Here is a 17,637-nt window from a genome sequence, read left to right on the forward strand (position 1 = left end):
CCGGCAAGCAGCCACTCCTTCCCGATTCACCGCGCCGGCAGAATGCTCCCGACGCACTCGCCAAAACCCACGCGATACCCTTCGCCCTGACACCAGCCGCGCAGCGTGATCTCATCGCCGTCGAGCAGGAAAGCGCGTTCCCCGCCCTCTTCCAGCTTGAGGGGCCGCTGTCCGTTCCACGTGCTCTCGAGCAAGCTCCCGCACGAGTCCGCCGTCGGTCCGCTGATCGTTCCCGAGCCCATGAGATCGCCGACGCGGGTGTTGCATCCGGACACCGTATGATGCGCAAGCTGCTGCGCCATCGACCAGTACATCAGCTTGAAATTGGTCCGCGAGATGATGGTGGCCCTCGACGCGCCTTCCGCCCGCAACGCCACTTCCAGCTCGATATCGAATGCATGATTGCCTGCATGCCGCAGATACGGCAGCGGCTCCGGCTGCTGCTCGGGAGTCGCGGTGCGGAAGGGTTCGAGCGCATCGAGCGTGACGATCCACGGTGAAATCGTCGTCGCGAAGCCTTTCGAATTGAACGGTCCGAGCGGCACGTATTCCCATTGCTGGATATCCCGCGCGCTCCAGTCGTTCAGCAGCACCATGCCGAAGATATGCGCCTCCGCCTCCTCACACGCGATCGGCTCGCCCAGCGCATTGCCGCGCCCGACGATGAAGCCCGTCTCCAGTTCGATATCCAGCTTGCGGCACGCGCCGAAGATCGGCCGTTCCTCGTCCGGCAACTTGATCTGACCGTTCGGACGACGCACCGGCGTGCCGCTCACCACGACCGACGACGCGCGCCCGTTGTATCCCACCGGCAATTCCGACCAGTTGGGCAAAAGCGCATTCTTCGGATCGCGAAACATCGAGCCGACGTTCGTCGCATGCTCCTTCGACGAATAGAAATCCGTATAGCCCGGAATATCGACCGGCAAGTGCATCGTCGCGTCCTTGCGCGGCACGAGCACCCGGCGGCGCAACGCGGCATCGTCCCGCAGCGTCGGCGTGTCCCGTGCGAGCAGCCCGCTCAGTGCGATCCGCACCGCGCGCCACGTATCGCGTCCGAGCGCGATGAACGGATTCAGACGCGGCGCGGCGAAAGCGCCCTGCGCGTCGATCAGACGTTCGCCTTCCAGCGCGGCCAGATCGACGATCCATTCGCCGATCGCCGCGCCCGCGCGCGGCCGCTCGTCGACGGCATCGCTGAAAATGCCGAACGGCAGGTTCTGAATCGGAAAGTCGCTCGCCGGATCGTTCGCGGACTCGATCCAGCTCCTGAGCGTGGGTGCGAGTGTCGCCTTCAGCGCGTCGTTCATCGTTGCTCCGGATTAAAGTGTTTCGTGAGGCCTTGCCAGCATTCGTAGTAATTCGCCTGCAATTGCGCGGTTTCCAGCGCGAACTGCGTCGGCTTGATGAGCGTGCGCGTTTCGAACATGAACGCGAGCGTGTCGCCGACCTTCGCGGGCTTCGACGTATCGCTTTTCGATGCCTTCTCGAACGTTTCCGCATCCGGCCCGTGGCCCGACATGCAGTTGTGCAGGCTCGCGCCGCCGGGCAGGAAGCCTTCGGCCTTCGCGTCATATACGCCGTGCACGAGGCCCATGAACTCGCTCGCGACATTGCGATGGAACCACGGCGGCCGGAACGTATCCTCGGCGGCGAGCCAGCGCGGCGGGAAGATCACGAAGTCGATGGAATCGACGCCGGGCGTATCGCTCGGCGATTGCAGCACGAGGAAAATCGACGGATCGGGATGGTCGAAGCTGATCGAACCGATCGTGTTGAAGTGCCGGAGGTCGTACTTGTACGGCGCATAGTTACCGTGCCACGCGACGACATCGAGCGGCGAATGGCCGATGTCCGCGCGCCACAACGCGCCGTTCAGCTTCGTCACGAGTTCGAAATTGCCCTCGCGATCTTCATACGCGGCGTGAGGCGTGAGGAAATCGCGCGGATTAGCCAGGCCGTTAGAGCCGATCGGCCCGAGATCGGGCAATTGCAGCAGCGCGCCAAAGTTCTCGCAGACATAACCGCGCGCCTCGCCGTCGGGCAGCGCCACCGAAAAGCGCACGCCGCGCGGAATCACCGCGATTTCAAACGGCGCGACATCGAGCTTGCCGAGTTCCGTCGCAATCGACAGCCGCCCTTGCTGCGGCACGATCAGCAATTCGCCGTCGGAATCGTAGAAGAAGCGGTCCTGCATCGACCGGTTCGCGGCATAGAGATGAATCGCGCACCCCGACATGGATTCCGCCGCGCCGTTGCCGGCCATCGTCACCCAGCCGTCGATGAAATCGGTCGGTTCGGCGGGCATCGGCAGCGGGTCCCAGCGCAACTGGTTCGGCGGCGTGGGCGGCACATCGGCGAAATTCGCGACGAGCTTCGCGCGCAGCCGGTCGCCCGTGATGCGCGTGAACGGCTTGTGCACCGCCCCCGGCCGGATGCGATACAGCCACGAGCGCCGGTTGTGCGCGCGCGGCGCGGTGAACGCGGTGCCGGACAGCTGCTCGGCATACAGGCCGTATGCGGCGCGCTGCGGCGAGTTGCGGCCGAGCGGCAATGCGCCGGGCAACGCTTCGGTGGCGAAATCGTTGGCGAAGCCGGATTGATACTGCCGGCTCGCGTCGGTGTGCGTTTCGAAAGCGGACATCGCGGAAGTCCTCATGGGTTCGACGTTCACCAATAGTAAACCGATTACGATTAGTGAAATAGCTCGTATACCCTGATTCGACGCCGCGTGCCGTGCATATCAATATGTCGATTTGGTGCAAGGCGATCGGTTGCGCGCTGGTAGCATCGAAACGAGAACTTCAAAACGCCTCCACGACGCCCTCATGATCGCCCCTTCGTTGCCAGAACTCGTCGCCCGGGCTGCGGAACATCGGTTCCTCGGCGCGCATATCGTTCTCGGCGAGGGCGAACATGCGCGGGAGGCGATCGCGCATTACGGTGAAATGACGGTGGCGAGCGCCTACGAGCCGATCTTCGATGTCGGCACGCACAGCTTTCCGCAGACACTGTCCGCATCCCACGAAAGCGCGGAGCGGTTCGGCGATGAACTCGGCTTGCAGGCACTGACGCTAATCGAAGGCGACGTCCCGCGCGATCCGTTCGCCCGCTTCGACGATGACCGCGAGCTGGTCGCGCTCGACCGCTTGTCGCGGACGCTGCATGCGTTCAACTTTTTCGGGCGGCAGCGCACGGGCCTGCTCTTTCTGCGCGTCCACGAGCGCCTGCTAAAAAGCGTGAAGTACGATCACGGGCTGCACTTTTCGTCGGTGCTGCTGGAGTTCGGGATCAACCCGGCGCGCGTGGTGATCGAACTGCCGGCGGCGGCGGTCGCGCACAAGACCTTTCTCGGCTATCTGACCAAGAGCTATCAGCACTACGGCTTCAAGGTGGCGGGAAATCTGCCCAACGCGGGGCAGATCATGGCGGTGTCGGAGATGGCGCGGCTCGACTTCATCAAGATGGATGCCGGGGCCGCGCTGCGCGATTCCGTCGTGAAGCATCTCGTGGCTTACGCGCATCGGCTGAAGATTCCGCTGATCTTCTCGAATGTCTCCGACGAAGCGCAGTTCAACGCGCTTCAGCAGTTCGACGTGCACTTCGTGCAGGGGCCGGTGTTCGACGCGCACGCGGGCGCTGCCCGCTAGCCGTTGTTCTATTCGGCGCGCAGGCGATGCATCGCGTCCTTGAGCGCCGGATAGAGATCGACGTACACGCCGAACCGCTCCTGATACACGCGTTGCCGCCCGGCGTCGGGCGTCGCGCGCTCGACGAGCGTGACCCATCCCCCTTCGGCGGTTTCGCGTGAGATGAGTCCCGCACCGAGCGCCGCGAGCAGGGCCGCGCCCATCGCGGCTTCGACTTCCTGTTCGATCGACACGACCGGATAGCCGGTCACATCCGCGATGATCTGCATCCACAAGTCCGAATGCGCCGCGCCGCCGACGACGATCAGCCGGTCATCCAGCGATTGCGCCCCGCGCCGCCCCGCCTCCATGTTGTGCTTCAGCGCGAACGCGACGCCTTCGAGCACCGCGCGATACAGCGTCGCCCGCGTGTGAAAGAGATTGAGGCCGACGAACGTGCCGCTCGCATGGGCGTCCCAGACCGGGCTGCGCTCGCCCATCAGATACGGCAGAAACACGACGCCATCCGATCCCGCCGCGACCTTCGACGCCGCCTCTTCCAGCAGCCGGTGCGCGTCGCCGTGCGGCGACTGCTTCGCGGCTACGATTTCGGCCTGGCAGAACTGGTCGCGATACCACGCGACGCACGCGCCCGCCGTGCTCGCGCCGCCGAACACGTAGAGATCGCGCTTGCCGTTGTAGACGTGCGGCATGGACACGAGGCCGTGCCGTGCATCGACGCTCTGGTTGATATAGCCCCAGCACATGCTGGTGCCGATCATCGCGACGTGATGCCCCGCCTGCGTGACGCCGGCGGCGAAGGTGGCGACGGCCGCATCGACGCCGCCCGCGACGACCGGCGTGCCGGCGGCGATCCCCAGCTTGCCGGCCCATTCCGGCAAGATTCCGCCCACCACGTCCGACGATTCGACGAGCCGCTCGGGCATCATCGACGCGGGAATGCCGAGCATGTCGAGCGCTTCGTGCGACCACGCGCGGGCGTTCACGTCGTACACACCGCCGATGTTGCCGGCCGAGCTATGGTCCACCGCGAGTTCGCCGGTCAGCCGCTGGATCACGAACGCGTTCGGCGGCAGCAGCCAGCGCGTCCTGCTCCAGACATCCGGCCGATGATTGCGCAGCCACATCATTTTCGTGAAACCGTAGTAACTGTCGACGCCATTGCCCGTGATCGCCGCGAGCCGCGTGACATCGACGTGCTCGCGCACCCAGTCCACTTCGGCCGTCGCGCGCCGGTCCATCCAGATGAGGCACGGATGGAGCGGCTCGATCTGTTCATCGACGGGAATGCCCGAGCCGCCATAAAGGCTGCTCACGCATAGCGATTTGATTTGCCGCGCGTCGACGCCCTGCTCCTTCGCCTTCGCGACGCACGCCGCGATGCACGCGGTCACGGCATCGAACCAGACTTGCGGCCATTGCTCGGCCCAGAGCGGCTTCGGCGTGTCGGGATGGTAGGCGCTCGAATGCTGCGCGACGATCGCGCCTTGCGTATCGACGAGCAGCGCCTTCGTGCTCTGCGTCCCGATGTCGATGCCGATCACATAGTCCATTCGCGTCTCCTATCTTTCTATCGTTATGGTGCGCCTGTGTTTCGAACCGAAGCCGCATGCACCTTCCGTCAATCGAGGCCGCGTTGACTATCCGGGTAATTCCCGATCAGCGACGACGCGCGTTCTGGTGCGGTGCAGCGTCGAAGGCCAGACGCCAGTATTAAGGCATTACGCCGTGCCGCATCGGCGAATCGCGCCGCATCGCAACGACGATGCAGCCGCGCCGCGCCTTGACTTTCGGGATAGCGGATACGATCATTCGACCACCTATCGAGCAAATGTTCAGTCAGCCGTCCACGCAGAACGGGCGCATAGCCAAAGGGAAGAGAAGACATGAGTAGCGAAGCCAGCGTTGCAAAGGCGAGTGCGAACGTGATCCTGCACATCGGGGCGGGATCGTTTCATCGCGCGCATCAGGCGTGGTATCTGCACCGGCTGATCGAATCCGGCGATGCGAGCTGGTCGCTTGCCGTCGGCAACATTCGCGGCGACATGAACGCCGTGCTCGATGCGCTCGCCGCGCAAAACGGCGAGTACACGCTCGAGACCGTGACGCCGCAGGGCGAGCGCGAATACGAACGGGTGAAATCGATCAAGAAGGTCGTGCCGTGGTCCGCCGATCTCGCGCAACTGATCGCGACGGGCGCCGCGCCCGACTGTAGGATCGTGTCGTTCACCGTGACCGAGGGCGGCTATTACCTCGACGAGCACGACCGGCTCGACACGGCCAACGCCGACCTCGCCGCCGATCTGAAGGGCGCAAAAACGACGATCTATGGCGCGCTGGCCGCCATCCTCGATGCGCGCATGAAAAACGGCGCGGGCAAGGTCTCGCTGCAGAACTGCGACAACCTGCGCAGCAACGGCGATCGCTTCAAGGCGGGCATGCTCGAGTTTCTGCAATTGCGCGGCGAAACCGCGCTGCGCGACTGGATGATCGCGAATACGTCGTGTCCGAACTCAATGGTCGATCGCATCACGCCGCGCCCGACGCCCGATGTCGCCGAGCGCGTGAAGGCCGCGACCGGCTTCGACGATCGCGCGCCGGTGATGGGCGAGAAGTTCATCCAGTGGGTGATCGAGGACGAGTTCTGCGCGGGCCGTCCCGCGTGGGAGAAGGTCGGCGCGGAGATGGTCGAATCCGTGCTGCCGTATGAAGAGGCGAAGATCCGCATTCTCAACGCAAGCCATAGCTGCATTGCGTGGGCGGGGACGCTCGTCGGCCTGCAATACATCCACGAAGGCACCCAGGACATGGAAATTCGCGCGCTCGCGGAAGCCTATGTCACCGAGGACGTGATTCCCTGCCTCACGCCGAGCCCGATCGACCTCGCGAAGTATCGCGACGTGGTGCTCGACCGCTTCAGCAATCCGTACATCAAGGACACGAACCAGCGCGTCGCGGCGGACGGGTTCTCGAAGCTGCCGGGTTTTATCGCGCCGACACTGTCGGAATGCTTCGCGCGCAATGTCGATCCGGACGCGACGGCGGTTCTCCCCGCGCTTTTCTTCCGCTTCCTCGAACGGTGGCACGAGAACAGGCTGCCGTATGCGTATCAGGACGGCGTGATGGACCCGGCCGTCGCGCATGGCTACTTCGCGGCGAGCGATCCGGTCAAGGCGTTCGTCGCCGACAAGCTCCTGTGGGGCAGCATGGCGCAGACCGAGAACCTCGAGCGCGTGATGCGCAAGGCGATCGCACGGGTGGATGCGTGGCTCGCGAATCGTCCGTAGGCGTGCTGGCTATGCGCCGCTCCGGTATTGTGCTCATGGCGCGGCGTCGCGCACGGCGTTAAATTCCCTGTTTCTGCCGGATGAGTCCCGGCCTCGACCAAGGCATCGTTCATGTACTTAGGCATCGACCTCGGCACCTCCGAAGTGAAAGTGCTGCTGCTTGCGGGCGACGGCAGCGTCGTCGGCACGGCGGGCACGCCGTTCACCGTATCCCGCCCCAAGCCGCGCTGGTCGGAACAGAACCCGCTCGACTGGTGGGACGGCACGCGCGCCGCGCTTTTCAGGCTGCGCGAGAAGTATCCGGCGGAGTTCGCGCAGGTTCGCGGCATCGGGCTGTCCGGTCAGATGCACGGCGCGGTGCTGCTCGATTCCACTGATCGCGTGCTGCGTCCCGCGATTCTCTGGAACGACATGCGCAGCGACAAGGAGTGCGCCGAGTTGTACGAGCGCGCGCCGCATCTGCACGAGATCGCCGGCAATCTGGCGATGCCGGGCTTTACTGCGCCGAAGCTGCTCTGGGTGAGGCACAACGAGCCGGACATCTTTGCGCAGACCGCGTGCGTGCTGCTGCCGAAGGATTATTTGCGCATGCATTTGACGGGCACGAAGGTGTCCGATCCATCGGATGCAGCGGGGACGTTGTGGCTCGACGTGGCGCGCCGCGACTGGTCCGACGAACTGCTTGCCGCGTGCGGAATGTCGCGCCAGCAGATGCCGTCGCTGGCCGAGGGCAGCGAGCCTTCGGGCACCTTGCTGCCAGAGCTGGCGGCGGAGCTTGGCTTGCGTGATGACGTGATCGTGGCGGCGGGCGGCGGAGACAATGCGGCGAGCGCGGTGGGCATCGGTGCGACTGAACCGGGCGATGGTTTCCTGTCGCTGGGCACATCGGGCGTGCTGTGCGTGGTGGGCGACCGGTTCCGGCCGAATCCGACGTCGGCGGTGCATGCGTTTTGCCATGCGATTCCGGATCGGTGGCATCAGATGAGCGTGGTGTTATCGGCGGCGAGCTGTCTGCGCTGGGTGTGCAAGCTGACGTCCACGGATGAGCCGACTTTGCTCGCTGAAGTGGAGGCTTTGCCGGCGGAGGCTTTAACGACTGCGCCGTTGTTCCTGCCTTACCTGAGCGGCGAGCGGACGCCGCATAACGATCCTTATGCGCAAGGCGTGTTTTTCGGCATGACGCATGCGACGGATCGTGCTTTGCTCGGCTATTCGGTGCTGGAAGGCGTGACGCTCGCGTTGACCGATGGGCTGGATGCCTTGCAGTCCGCCGGAACGCAGACGCGGGCATTGTCGATGTTGGGCGGCGGCGCTCGCAGCGCGTACTGGGGGCAGATGTTCGCCGATGCGTTCAATACGCCTACGCGGACGCATGGCGGCGGGGAAACCGGGGCTGCGCTCGGGGCCGCACGGTTGGGGTGGCTTGCAGCCGGGGGCGATCCTGCGGTCGTGCTTGCGAAGCCTTCCGTCAAGCAGGAGTTCTCGCCGGACGGCGAACGGCATCTCGTCTTGCGGCAGCGGCTTAAAGGGTTTCGTGAGCTTTATCAGCATGTGCGGCCTTTGTTTGATGTTTCTCGGCCTCGGTTAATTTGATTTCTTTCTTTGCTCGTGGCACGGGGGGTGGTCAGTCTTCGCTTTCGTGAAGCTTGGTTTCGTGTCGGTCTATTAGCTCGCCCCTCCCCGGGGCGGGGGTCACTTTCTTTGCCGCTGCAAAGAAAGTAACCAAAGAAAGCAGCTTTTTTTCGAACCGCCCAATCCAATAACTTGCGTGGCCACTCCGTAGAACAGCGGTGGCACTCAGCTTGATAGAGCCTTGAATCACCTTCCGCGCCCGCTGACTACTAACGTCCTCCGAGCCCCTTGGCTCGTTAACACCAACGCAGATCTAAACGCAATGCGCCATCAAGCGCGAACGCTAGCCGCCAAGCGGCGACGACCCTACGCCAGTTCCCCTGCGAGACGTTAGGCAGTTACATTGAACGTCAATCGAGAAAGAAGCTTCTGTCTTTGCTGTGCTTGCTGTGCTTGCTGTGCTTGCTGTGCTTGCTGTGCTTGCTGTGCTTGCTGTGCTTGCTGTGCTTGCTGTGCTTGCTGTGCTTGCTGTGCTTGCTGTGCTTGCTGTGCTTGCTGTGCTCGCTGTCTTTGCTGTCTTGCGCCGCTTATGTCGCGCTTGCTGTGTTTGCTAGTTTTGCTGCGTTTGCGGTGCGTGCTGTCTTTGCTGTAGTGTTTGGAGAGGTGGGAGATTGCGGTTGGTTGTGTGCGAGCGAGGTTTTGTCGAGCCAAGGGGCTCGGAGGACGTTAGTTGTCAGCGGGCGTGGAAGGTGATTCAAGGCTCTTTCAAGCTGAGTGCCACCGATGTTCTACGAAGTGAGCACACAGGTCAGTGCTTCGGGCCAAAAAAGCTGCTTTCTTTGGTTACTTTCTTTGCAGCAGCAAAGAAAGTGACCCCCGCCCCGGGGAGGGGCGCGCTAATAGACCGACACGAATAACCGAAGAAAAACCTCCGCCCCGCAAAGGGGCACCCCACCAGACCGACACGAATAACCGAAGAAAAACCCCCGCCCCGCAAACGGGCACCCCCACAGACCGACACAAATAAAAGCTCAACACCAAAAGAAGAGAACGACGAACCCCAAGTGCCAAAATCCAACGAAAAGCTCGACCTGGCAACCCGCGCAGCGTGGCTGTACTACGTCGCCGGCAACACGCAGAACGAGATCGCCGAGAAGTTACAAATCTCGCGCCCGGTCGCGCAACGCCTCGTGGCCTTCGCCGTAGAAAAAAACCTCATCCGCGTGCGCGTCGATCACCGCATCGCCGATTGCCTGTCGCTCGCGCAACAGCTCTGCGACCGCTACGGCCTCGCGCTGTGCGAAGTCGTCCCCATCGACGGCGACAGCACCGAACAAGTCGACCGCAAGCTCGCCGTCGCCGGAGCGCAAGTCATGGAGCGCTATCTCACCGACGAAGCACCCATCGTCGTCTCCATCGGCAGCGGACGCACGCTCAAAGCAGTCGTCGCGCAAATCGGACAGATCGACCGGCCACAGCATCGCTTCGTGTCGATGGTCGGCGCCATCGCGCAAGACGGATCGTTCAATCGATACGACGTCGCCCAGCAACTCTCCGAAAAAACCGGCGGCAAGCACTTCATGCTGCCCGCGCCGCTCATGGCCGACAGCGAAGCCGAACGCGCGCAATGGGTCAATCACCGGCTCTACCGCATCGTCGACGAACTCGCGCAACAGGCCGATGTGGCCTTCGTCGGCATCGGCAACATCGGCATCAACTGTCCACTGCACGAAGACGGCTTCATCACGCGCGGCGAAGTCGAAGAGATGATGCAAGGCGGCGCGGTCGCCGAATGGCTCGGGCTGCCCATCGACGCCGAAGGCAAGCGCGTCACTTCGACGACAGGCGCACGCGTCACGAGCCTCAAGCTCGATTCGCCGCCGAAGCGTCCGACCATCGGCTTCGCAGGCGGCGAGCGCAAACGCAACGCGCTTATCGCCGCGCTCAAAGGTCAGTGGCTCTCCGGGCTCGTCACCGACGAACTGTGCGCCCGCGCCGCGCTGGACGCCTGACCTCTAAAGTCCGAAGCTCAGAACGCGATCTCGGCTTCGACTGCCTGCCCCGCTTCGAGCGCGATGCCCTCGCCATCGACGACAATCGCGTTCTTCCCGAACGTCAGCTTGCCGCCATGCTGCTCGCTCGCGCGATACGTGCTCATCGTGTCGAGCGGCTCGTGCGGCCACGCGGGATTCGGCGCGCCGGTAAGCTGATCGATCGTCGGTACAGGGCAGCGCGTGCAGAGCTTGACGAGCCGCAGCCGCACATCGCCGCTCGCCGCGCGAATCCGCATGTCGCCGACATAGTCTTCCTCGAACGCATCCAGCCCGCCGACGACCACGTTCGGCCGGAACCGGTCCGTCGATATCGCCGGCGCGCCCTTCTGCATGAGACGCGCGTTGAGATCGTCGAGCGATGCCTGACCGAGCACGAGCAGCGGGAAACCATCGGCGAAGCGCGTTTGCGTGTCGATAGGCGCGGTCCATTTCTCATCGACCGCGCGGCGAGCGTCCGGCCCGAAGCGCGCGAGCTTGGCCGATACGCCGAGAAAATCACCGAGCCATTGCGACGTTTCACGGCCCGTGTCGAGCGCATCGACCGTGTCGCGCCATACCTTCGCCTGCATGCGGTCCGCGCCGTTCAGCGCGCGGACATCGAGCGGCGTGCGCAGGGTCGGCATGCCGGCCGCGCTGAGCGTCAGATGATCGCCGTCGAATGCGGTTCGGATCAACGCCATGCGCGGGTGGGTGCGCTGCGTGATCATGCCACCCGATGCGTCGGTGACCATCCAGTTGCGGTCGTATTCGAGGCCTGTTTCGAGCAGCGTCGCGCGTTGCAGGGCGATGCCCGCGCAGGACTTGACCGGATAGACGAAGAGTTCGTTGATGACGGGCATGGTGGTCGATGGATGAGCGAATCCGAACCGGCATTATCGCGCGTCCATCGACGAAACAACCCGGCTTACGCCGAAGCGCGCATCGGCCTCACTTCCGGATGCTCCTTCAGATAAGCCTCGACCACGTTGCGCTGGAACGCCTGCCCCTCCGCGTCGAACATATGGCAGTGATCCGGCTCGGCGCCGAGCCGCAGCTTCTCGCCGCGCGCATGCTTTTCCAGCGGCGGAATGCGCGAGATGAGGCCATCGGGCGCGACCTGCGTTTCAGCGTAGAGATACGCGGCGTCGCCGAGCGTTTCGACCGTCATCGTCGATGCGGATACGCCATACTCGCTCGATGCCGTCACCGGCTGCAAATGCTCCGGCCGAATGCCGACCGTCACCGCATCGCCCGCCTTTGCATTGCCGGGCAGCACGCCGGCGAGTTGCGTTTCGCCGGTCGCGTACTTCACGAGCACGCCGCCGTCGCGCACCTGCACCACGGTGCCCGACAGAAAGTTCATCTTCGGGGAGCCGATGAAACCCGCCACGAACTTGTTCGCCGGCGCGTGATACAGCGTGTTCGGCGTGCCGACCTGTTCGACGTTGCCCGCCGACAGCACGACGATCTTGTCCGCGAGCGTCATCGCTTCCACCTGATCGTGCGTCACGTAGATCATCGTCGTCTTGAGATCGTCGTGAAGGCGCGCGAACTCGAGGCGCATCTTCACGCGCAACGCGGCGTCGAGGTTGGAGAGCGGCTCGTCGAACAGAAAGACCTTCGGCTTGCGCGTGATCGCGCGGCCGATCGCGACGCGCTGGCGCTGGCCGCCCGACAATTGCTTGGGCTTCCTGTCCAGCAGATGATCGATGTGCAGAATCTTCGCGGCCTGCTTCACCGCCGCGTCGATGGCCGGCTTCTTCTCGCCCGCGAGCTTGAGGCCGAAAGCCATGTTGTCGTAGAGCGTCATGTGCGGATAAAGCGCGTACGACTGAAACACCATCGCGATGCCGCGCTTCGCGGGCGGCAGATCGTTCACGCGTGTGCCGTCGATCATCAGTTCGCCGCCGCTGATGTCTTCGAGACCCGCGATCATGCGCATCAGCGTTGACTTGCCGCAGCCCGATGGCCCGACGAACACGACGAACTCGCCGTCATCGATATCGAGGTTGACGCTCTTCATCACCTCGGTGTCTTCGTATCGCTTGTTGATATTGCGCAGGGTCAGGCTAGCCATGATGTTGTCTCTCCATGCATTCTTGGGTCACGCGCGCTATTTCTCCTCGAACGTCGCGTGCTTGAGCCATTGATCGACCAGCGCGGGCAGGCGCGCCATATCGTCGAACACGATTTCAGCGCCCGCGCGCTCGAGCGCACCGATCTGCCCTTCGGTCGCATGCCCGCCGCCGATGAAGCCGAGCACCGGCATGCCCGCCGCCTTCGCCGCCGTCACGCCCGTCACGCTGTCCTCGACGACGAGACAGCGCAGCGGATCGACGCCCATCGCGCGAGCCGCCGCGAGATACACGTCGGGCGCGGGCTTCGGATTCGCCACCATGTCCGCGCAGAAACGCCGCTCGCCGAAAAAGCGCACGAGGCCGGTGCGTTGCAGCACGGTATCGACATACGAAGAAAAGCTATTGCTCGCACAGGCCTTGTTGAGCGGCACCGCAGCGAGCGCCGCTTCGATGCCTTTCACGGGCGGGGCCTGCACCGCTGCCGCTTCGACGGACCGCCGGATCGCGACGACCTGCTCCGGCGTGAGCGTGCGATTCACCGTATCGGCCGCGCTCGCGAGCACCGCTTCGATGCGCAAGCCGAGCAGCGGCATCACCACAGGCTCGACATCGACGCCCGGCCATAACGCCTCCAGCTCGGTCACGAGCATGCGCGCCGCCACGGCTTCGCTGTCGATCAACACGCCGTCGCAATCGCAGATCATCAGGCGATCTTCGAGGTTGGCCGCTTCGAATGAACTTGATGTCACGAGCCCGCCCTCACTTGACCGCGCCGAACGTCAGACCGCGCACCAGCTGCTTCTGCGACAGCCAGCCGACGATCAGGATCGGCGCGACCGCCAGCAGCGAAGCCGCCGAGAGCTTGGCCCAGAACAAGCCTTCCGGACTCGAATACGACGCGATGAACACCGTCAGCGGCGCAGCGTTCGAGCTCGACAAGTTGATGCTCCAGAATGCTTCGTTCCACGACAGGATGATGAGCAGCAGCCCCGTCGATGCAAGCCCCGGCAGCGCCATCGGCATGAGGAGATAGATGATCTCCTGCCACGTCGTCGCGCCGTCGATGCGCCCCGCCTCTAGTATGTCCTTCGGCACTTCGTTGAAATACGTGAACGCCATCCACACCGCGATCGGCAGATTGATCAGCGTGTACACGATGATGAGACCGCTGACCGTATCGAGCAGGCCCGCGTTCTTCCACAGCAGATAGATCGGCACCAGCACGCCGACCGACGGCATCATCTTCGTGGAGAGCATCCACAGCAGCAGCTTCTGCGTTTTTCTCGTGGGAAAGAACGCCATCGCGTACGCGCACGGCACCGCGAGAATCAGGCAGATGACCGTGACGCCCACGGAGATCATCACCGAGTTCAGCGCGAAGCCGAAGTAATTGCTGCGCGCGAACACTTCGCGGAAGCTGTCGAGCGTCGGCGAGAAAATCAGCGACGACGCATACGCCTGCTGCTCGGTCTTGAACGCGGTGATCGTCATCCAGAAGATCGGGAAGAACAGCAGGATGGAGACGATCCACGCGACGACGCCGGGCACGATGCGCTTCACACGGTCCAGCACGGGCACGGAAGGCGCTGTGGTAACGGATTGCGTGCTCATGACTCGTACTCCCCTTTGAGGTTCTTCGCGAGCATGCGAACGAGGAAGAACGCAACGATGTTCGCCAGAATGACCGCCAGAATGCCGCCCGCCGATGCTAGACCCACGTCGAACTGCTGCAGACCCAGCGCGTAGATCAGGTACGAAAGGTTCGTGGTCGCGGTGCCGGGGCCGCCGCCGGTCGTCGTATAGATTTCAGCGAAGATCGAGAGCAGGAAGATGGTTTCCATCATCACGACGACCGCGATCGCGCGCTTCAAATGCGGCAACGTGATGAAGAAGAACATCGAAAACGGGCCTGCGCCGTCGATGCGCGCCGCTTCCTTCTGCTCCTGATCGAGCGATTGAATCGCGGTGAAGAGGATGAGGAACGCGAACGGCAGCCACTGCCACGCGACGATCACGATCACCGCGAAGAGCGGATAGTCCGCGAACCAGTCGATCGGCTGAAGCCCGAGCGATCGCATCAGCGAGGCGACGAGGCCATACACCGGATGCAGGATCATGTTCTTCCAGATCAGCGCCGAGACCGTGGGCATCACGAAGAACGGCGCGATCACGAGCAGCCGCGCGATGCCCTGCCCCACGAACTTGCGGTCGAACAGCACGGCGAGCAGCACGCCGCCGATGACGGTTATCGCCAGCACTGAGATGATCAGCGTCAGCGTATGACCGATGGACGGCCCGAACGCCGGATCGGTGACGAGGAACTCGAAGTTGTCGAAGCCCGCGAATCCTTTGACATCGGGATTGAGCAGGTTGTAGCGCGAGAACGAAAACCAGATCGTCATCGCGAGCGGAATGGCCATCCACAGGAACAGCAATCCGGACGATGGCGTGATGAGCCAGCGGACCGACTTCGCGCGCTTCTTGTCGCGCTCGGCGGCGGACTCCTCGAAGTGATCGGTGATGGCGGGATTAAGTTGACGCATGATCGTGTCACCTCTCGATGATGCCAGCGGGCCGCGCCGCATCGTGCGGCCCGCACACTGCGTGGATTTACTTCTGATACCCGGCTTGCTTGACCGCGCGATCGGCTGCCGCGTTGGCCGCCTTCAGCGCGTTGTCGACGCTCGTCTGCCCGGCGACGACGCCGGCAATCGACTGTCCGACGACAGTGCCGAACGACTGGAACTCGGGAATGCCCACGAACTGGATGCCGCTATACGGCACCTTCTTCAGCGACGAATCGTTCGGGTCCGCGGTTTCGATCGCCTTCAGCACGAAGTCGCCGAACGGCGCGGCCTGCTTGTACTCGGGCCGCGCATAGGTGGACTTGCGTGTGCCCGGCGGCACCGACGCCCAGCCTTCGTCCTTGCCGACCATCTCGATGTATTCCTTCGACGTGGCCCACGCGGCGAACTTCTTCGCGGCATCCTGCTGCTTCGACGTCTTCGGCACCGCAAGCGACCACGACCACAGCCAGTGCGAACCCTTCGGCGTGACCTGCGTCGGCGCGGCGGCGAAACCGATCTTGTCCGCGACTTGCGATTGCGACTTGTTGTAGAGCATGCCTGCCGCGACAGTGGCGTCGATCCACATCGCGCACTTGCCGGACGACATCAGCGTGAGGTTTTCGTTGAAGCCGTTCGAGCTGGCTCCCGGGGGGCCGTCGTTCTTCAGCAGGTCGGCGTAGAAGGAAACTGCCTTGTGCCACTCGGGGGTATCGAGCTGCGCCTTCCATTGCTCGTCGAACCAGCGGCCGCCGAAGGTATTCACCACCGTCGAAACGAACGCCATGTTCTCGCCCCAGCCCGCCTTGCCGCGCAGACAGATGCCGTACTGGCCCTTCGACTTGTCGGTGAGCTTGTCCGCGAACTGCTTGATCTGGTCGTAGGTCGGCTGGTCCGGCATCTTCAGGCCAGCGGCCTGGAAAAGGTCCTTGCGGTAATACGTCATCGAGCTTTCGACATAGAACGGCAGCGCGTAAAGCTGGCCGTTGTACGAGAGGCCGTCGCGGGCCGTCTTCACGACATCGTCGAGATCGTAGTTGGCGGGCAGGCCGGTCATCGGCGAAAGCCAGCCGCGCTTGCCCCACTGCGGCGCTTCATACGTGCCGATGGTCAGTACGTCGAACTGGCCGCTGTTGGTGGTGATGTCGGTCGTTGCGCGCTGGCGCAGCACGTTTTCTTCGAGGATCACCCACTTGAGCTGAATGTCGGGATTCGCTTTCTCGAATGCCGGCGAGAGCTTCTTCAGCTCGATCATGTCCGGATTGTTGAGCGTCGCGATGGTGATGGTCGTCGCGGCTTGTGCGGAAAGCGGCACGAGAGCCGCGGCCGCGAGCGCGGCCGACATCGCCGACAGGGTCAGGAATGCGGTGGTGGCCCGCCGCGCGCGCGGCTGTGCTGGAACGATGCGTTGGGTGCGGTTCATTCGGTTCGTCTCCTTTTTCGTTAGCACGGGCGCAGGGACGGTCATCGAGGGCCGTCTGTCTGCCTTGTGTCGATGCGCGATGCACGTGTGAGTTGAGTGCATTCGCGCGGTTTCATCGTCCGCGACGCCGTTTCAATATAGACGGTGCGCCCGATGCTGCAAGGCGCATGCGCGGATCAACTCATCCAGTTGCCGCCGTCCACGTTCAGGGTCTGGGCGGTGATGTAATCGGAATCGGTCGATGCAAGGAACAGCGCGGCGCCGGTCAGATCGGCGGGCACGCCCATGCGCCCGAGCGGCACTTCCTCGCCGACGATGCGTTTCTTTTCGCCGAGCGGCCGGTTTTCGTAGCGTGCGAAGAGCGCATCGACCTGCTCCCACATCGGGGTGTCGACGACGCCCGGCGCGATGCCGTTCACGTTGATGCGTTCTTTCGCGAGCGCGAGCGCCGCTGATTGCGTGTAGCTGATAACTGCCGCCTTCGTGGCGCAATAGTGGGCGACGAGCGCCTCGCCGCGCCGCCCCGCCTGCGACGACATGTTGATGATCTTGCCGCCCCGTCCCTGCTCGACCATGCGTGCGGCGACAGCCTGCATCAGGAAGAACATGCCTTTTACGTTGACCGCGAACAGGCGGTCGTACACGTCCCAGGATTCGTCGAGGATCGGGCGCATGTCGAAGAGCGCCGCGTTGTTGAACAGTATGTCGATGCCGCCGAAGCGCTCGACGGCGCTCGCCACGATGCGCTCGATGTCCTCCCGGCGCGTGACGTCCGCCCTGAGCGCGAGGACGCGGTCGGACGCGTCGGCGAAGCGCTGCGAGAGTTCCTGCTCGTCCTTGACGTCGACGATGACGAGCTTCGCGCCTTCGTCGAGATAACGCCGCGCGACCGCCTCACCGATTCCGCTCGCCGCGCCTGTGATGACCGCGATCTTGTCTTTCAGTCTCACCGATGTCTCCGGGTCTTCGTTCGGCGCGGTGGTGAGCGAACGCTCTGCGACCGAACAATTGCTCGTTGTGTGATCGAATG

Annotated in this window: 16 protein-coding genes; 4 read left to right on the forward strand and 12 right to left on the reverse strand. The window is 63.5% G+C overall.

Features of this window, described 5'->3' with window-relative positions; all coding sequences use genetic code 11:
• Positions 1-26 precede the first annotated feature (26 nt).
• Positions 27-1,310 carry a fumarylacetoacetase gene (gene fahA, locus LDZ21_RS11070; protein WP_244793389.1) on the reverse strand — a complete coding sequence of 428 codons (1,284 nt, stop codon included), beginning with the start codon at positions 1,308-1,310 and terminating at the stop codon, positions 27-29.
• Complete coding sequence (gene hmgA / locus LDZ21_RS11075) at positions 1,307-2,644, reverse strand: homogentisate 1,2-dioxygenase (RefSeq protein WP_244793391.1); 1,338 nt, start codon at positions 2,642-2,644, stop codon at positions 1,307-1,309. Before hmgA ends, fahA begins: the two co-directional genes overlap by 4 nt.
• A 184-nt stretch (positions 2,645-2,828) precedes the next feature.
• Here hmgA and LDZ21_RS11080 point away from each other — a divergent pair, with 184 nt between their 5' ends.
• The gene (locus LDZ21_RS11080; RefSeq protein WP_035968184.1) at positions 2,829-3,650 is read left to right on the forward strand and encodes an EAL domain-containing protein; all 822 of its coding nucleotides are present in this window, start codon (positions 2,829-2,831) and stop codon (positions 3,648-3,650) included.
• 8 nt (positions 3,651-3,658) lie between these two features.
• Here the strand turns inward: LDZ21_RS11080 and LDZ21_RS11085 are convergent, their stop codons facing one another.
• Both LDZ21_RS11085 and LDZ21_RS11090 read right to left on the reverse strand, forming a co-directional pair.
• Positions 3,659-5,203, reverse strand: a complete 1,545-nt coding sequence (locus LDZ21_RS11085; RefSeq protein WP_244793392.1) for an FGGY-family carbohydrate kinase — start codon at positions 5,201-5,203, stop codon at positions 3,659-3,661.
• Positions 5,204-5,271: 68 nt separating this feature from the next.
• Positions 5,272-5,538, reverse strand: coding sequence for a hypothetical protein (locus LDZ21_RS11090; RefSeq protein ID WP_244793393.1), 267 nt, complete (start codon positions 5,536-5,538; stop codon positions 5,272-5,274).
• Between LDZ21_RS11090 and dalD the strand changes: the two genes are divergently transcribed.
• Together dalD and xylB are read left to right on the forward strand one after the other, a co-directional pair.
• Positions 5,537-6,937: a D-arabinitol 4-dehydrogenase gene (dalD, locus tag LDZ21_RS11095; protein WP_244793394.1), complete on the forward strand. Its 1,401-nt coding sequence runs from the start codon at positions 5,537-5,539 to the stop codon at positions 6,935-6,937. The two genes, LDZ21_RS11090 and dalD, sit on opposite strands and share 2 nt — an antisense overlap.
• A gap of 111 nt (positions 6,938-7,048) precedes the next feature.
• Positions 7,049-8,530: a xylulokinase gene (gene xylB / locus LDZ21_RS11100; RefSeq protein WP_244793395.1), complete on the forward strand. Its 1,482-nt coding sequence runs from the start codon at positions 7,049-7,051 to the stop codon at positions 8,528-8,530.
• 369 nt (positions 8,531-8,899) lie between these two features.
• Here the strand turns inward: xylB and LDZ21_RS11105 are convergent, their stop codons facing one another.
• On the reverse strand, positions 8,900-9,220 hold the full coding sequence (locus tag LDZ21_RS11105; RefSeq protein WP_244793396.1) for a hypothetical protein: 321 nt from the start codon (positions 9,218-9,220) through the stop codon (positions 8,900-8,902).
• Between the two features lie 353 nt (positions 9,221-9,573).
• Here LDZ21_RS11105 and LDZ21_RS11110 point away from each other — a divergent pair, with 353 nt between their 5' ends.
• Positions 9,574-10,521, forward strand: coding sequence for a sugar-binding transcriptional regulator (locus LDZ21_RS11110; protein WP_244793397.1), 948 nt, complete (start codon positions 9,574-9,576; stop codon positions 10,519-10,521).
• Between the two features lie 17 nt (positions 10,522-10,538).
• Here LDZ21_RS11110 and LDZ21_RS11115 read toward each other — a convergent pair whose 3' ends face one another.
• The 7 genes from LDZ21_RS11115 to LDZ21_RS11145 form a co-directional block, all read right to left on the reverse strand.
• Positions 10,539-11,402 (reverse strand): MOSC domain-containing protein, encoded by an 864-nt coding sequence (locus tag LDZ21_RS11115; RefSeq protein WP_244793398.1) that lies wholly within the window; start codon positions 11,400-11,402, stop codon positions 10,539-10,541.
• A gap of 65 nt (positions 11,403-11,467) precedes the next feature.
• A complete protein-coding gene (locus tag LDZ21_RS11120; protein ID WP_035968193.1) occupies positions 11,468-12,619 on the reverse strand; it encodes an ABC transporter ATP-binding protein in 1,152 nt (383 codons plus the stop codon).
• 36 nt (positions 12,620-12,655) lie between these two features.
• Complete coding sequence (locus tag LDZ21_RS11125) at positions 12,656-13,324, reverse strand: HAD family hydrolase (protein WP_244794825.1); 669 nt, start codon at positions 13,322-13,324, stop codon at positions 12,656-12,658.
• 55 nt (positions 13,325-13,379) lie between these two features.
• The gene (locus LDZ21_RS11130) at positions 13,380-14,231 is read right to left on the reverse strand and encodes a carbohydrate ABC transporter permease (protein ID WP_035968196.1); all 852 of its coding nucleotides are present in this window, start codon (positions 14,229-14,231) and stop codon (positions 13,380-13,382) included.
• On the reverse strand, positions 14,228-15,163 hold the full coding sequence (locus LDZ21_RS11135) for a carbohydrate ABC transporter permease (RefSeq protein ID WP_035968198.1): 936 nt from the start codon (positions 15,161-15,163) through the stop codon (positions 14,228-14,230). Before LDZ21_RS11135 ends, LDZ21_RS11130 begins: the two co-directional genes overlap by 4 nt.
• A gap of 67 nt (positions 15,164-15,230) precedes the next feature.
• Positions 15,231-16,529, reverse strand: coding sequence for an ABC transporter substrate-binding protein (locus tag LDZ21_RS11140; protein ID WP_244794826.1), 1,299 nt, complete (start codon positions 16,527-16,529; stop codon positions 15,231-15,233).
• Between the two features lie 254 nt (positions 16,530-16,783).
• Positions 16,784-17,557, reverse strand: a complete 774-nt coding sequence (locus LDZ21_RS11145) for an L-iditol 2-dehydrogenase (protein ID WP_244793399.1) — start codon at positions 17,555-17,557, stop codon at positions 16,784-16,786.
• Positions 17,558-17,637: the final 80 nt, after the last annotated feature.

Origin of the sequence: Caballeronia grimmiae, from assembly GCF_022879615.1 — a bacterium.
In the GTDB taxonomy this organism is placed as follows: Bacteria; Pseudomonadota; Gammaproteobacteria; order Burkholderiales; family Burkholderiaceae; genus Caballeronia; species Caballeronia grimmiae.

Excerpts from the sequence above, each read along its gene's own strand:
- fahA (WP_244793389.1), bottom strand. The coding sequence starts at position 1,310 with ATGAACGACGCGCTGAAGGCGACACTCGCACCCACGCTCAGGAGCTGG.
- hmgA (WP_244793391.1), bottom strand. The coding sequence starts at position 2,644 with ATGTCCGCTTTCGAAACGCACACCGACGCGAGCCGGCAGTATCAATCC.
- LDZ21_RS11080 (WP_035968184.1), top strand. The coding sequence starts at position 2,829 with ATGATCGCCCCTTCGTTGCCAGAACTCGTCGCCCGGGCTGCGGAACAT.
- LDZ21_RS11085 (WP_244793392.1), bottom strand. The coding sequence starts at position 5,203 with ATGGACTATGTGATCGGCATCGACATCGGGACGCAGAGCACGAAGGCG.
- dalD (WP_244793394.1), top strand. The coding sequence starts at position 5,537 with ATGAGTAGCGAAGCCAGCGTTGCAAAGGCGAGTGCGAACGTGATCCTG.
- LDZ21_RS11090 (WP_244793393.1), bottom strand. The coding sequence starts at position 5,538 with ATGTCTTCTCTTCCCTTTGGCTATGCGCCCGTTCTGCGTGGACGGCTG.
- xylB (WP_244793395.1), top strand. The coding sequence starts at position 7,049 with ATGTACTTAGGCATCGACCTCGGCACCTCCGAAGTGAAAGTGCTGCTG.
- LDZ21_RS11115 (WP_244793398.1), bottom strand. The coding sequence starts at position 11,402 with ATGCCCGTCATCAACGAACTCTTCGTCTATCCGGTCAAGTCCTGCGCG.
- LDZ21_RS11120 (WP_035968193.1), bottom strand. The coding sequence starts at position 12,619 with ATGGCTAGCCTGACCCTGCGCAATATCAACAAGCGATACGAAGACACC.
- LDZ21_RS11125 (WP_244794825.1), bottom strand. The coding sequence starts at position 13,324 with ATGATCTGCGATTGCGACGGCGTGTTGATCGACAGCGAAGCCGTGGCG.
- LDZ21_RS11130 (WP_035968196.1), bottom strand. The coding sequence starts at position 14,231 with ATGAGCACGCAATCCGTTACCACAGCGCCTTCCGTGCCCGTGCTGGAC.
- LDZ21_RS11135 (WP_035968198.1), bottom strand. The coding sequence starts at position 15,163 with ATGCGTCAACTTAATCCCGCCATCACCGATCACTTCGAGGAGTCCGCC.
- LDZ21_RS11140 (WP_244794826.1), bottom strand. The coding sequence starts at position 16,529 with ATGTCGGCCGCGCTCGCGGCCGCGGCTCTCGTGCCGCTTTCCGCACAA.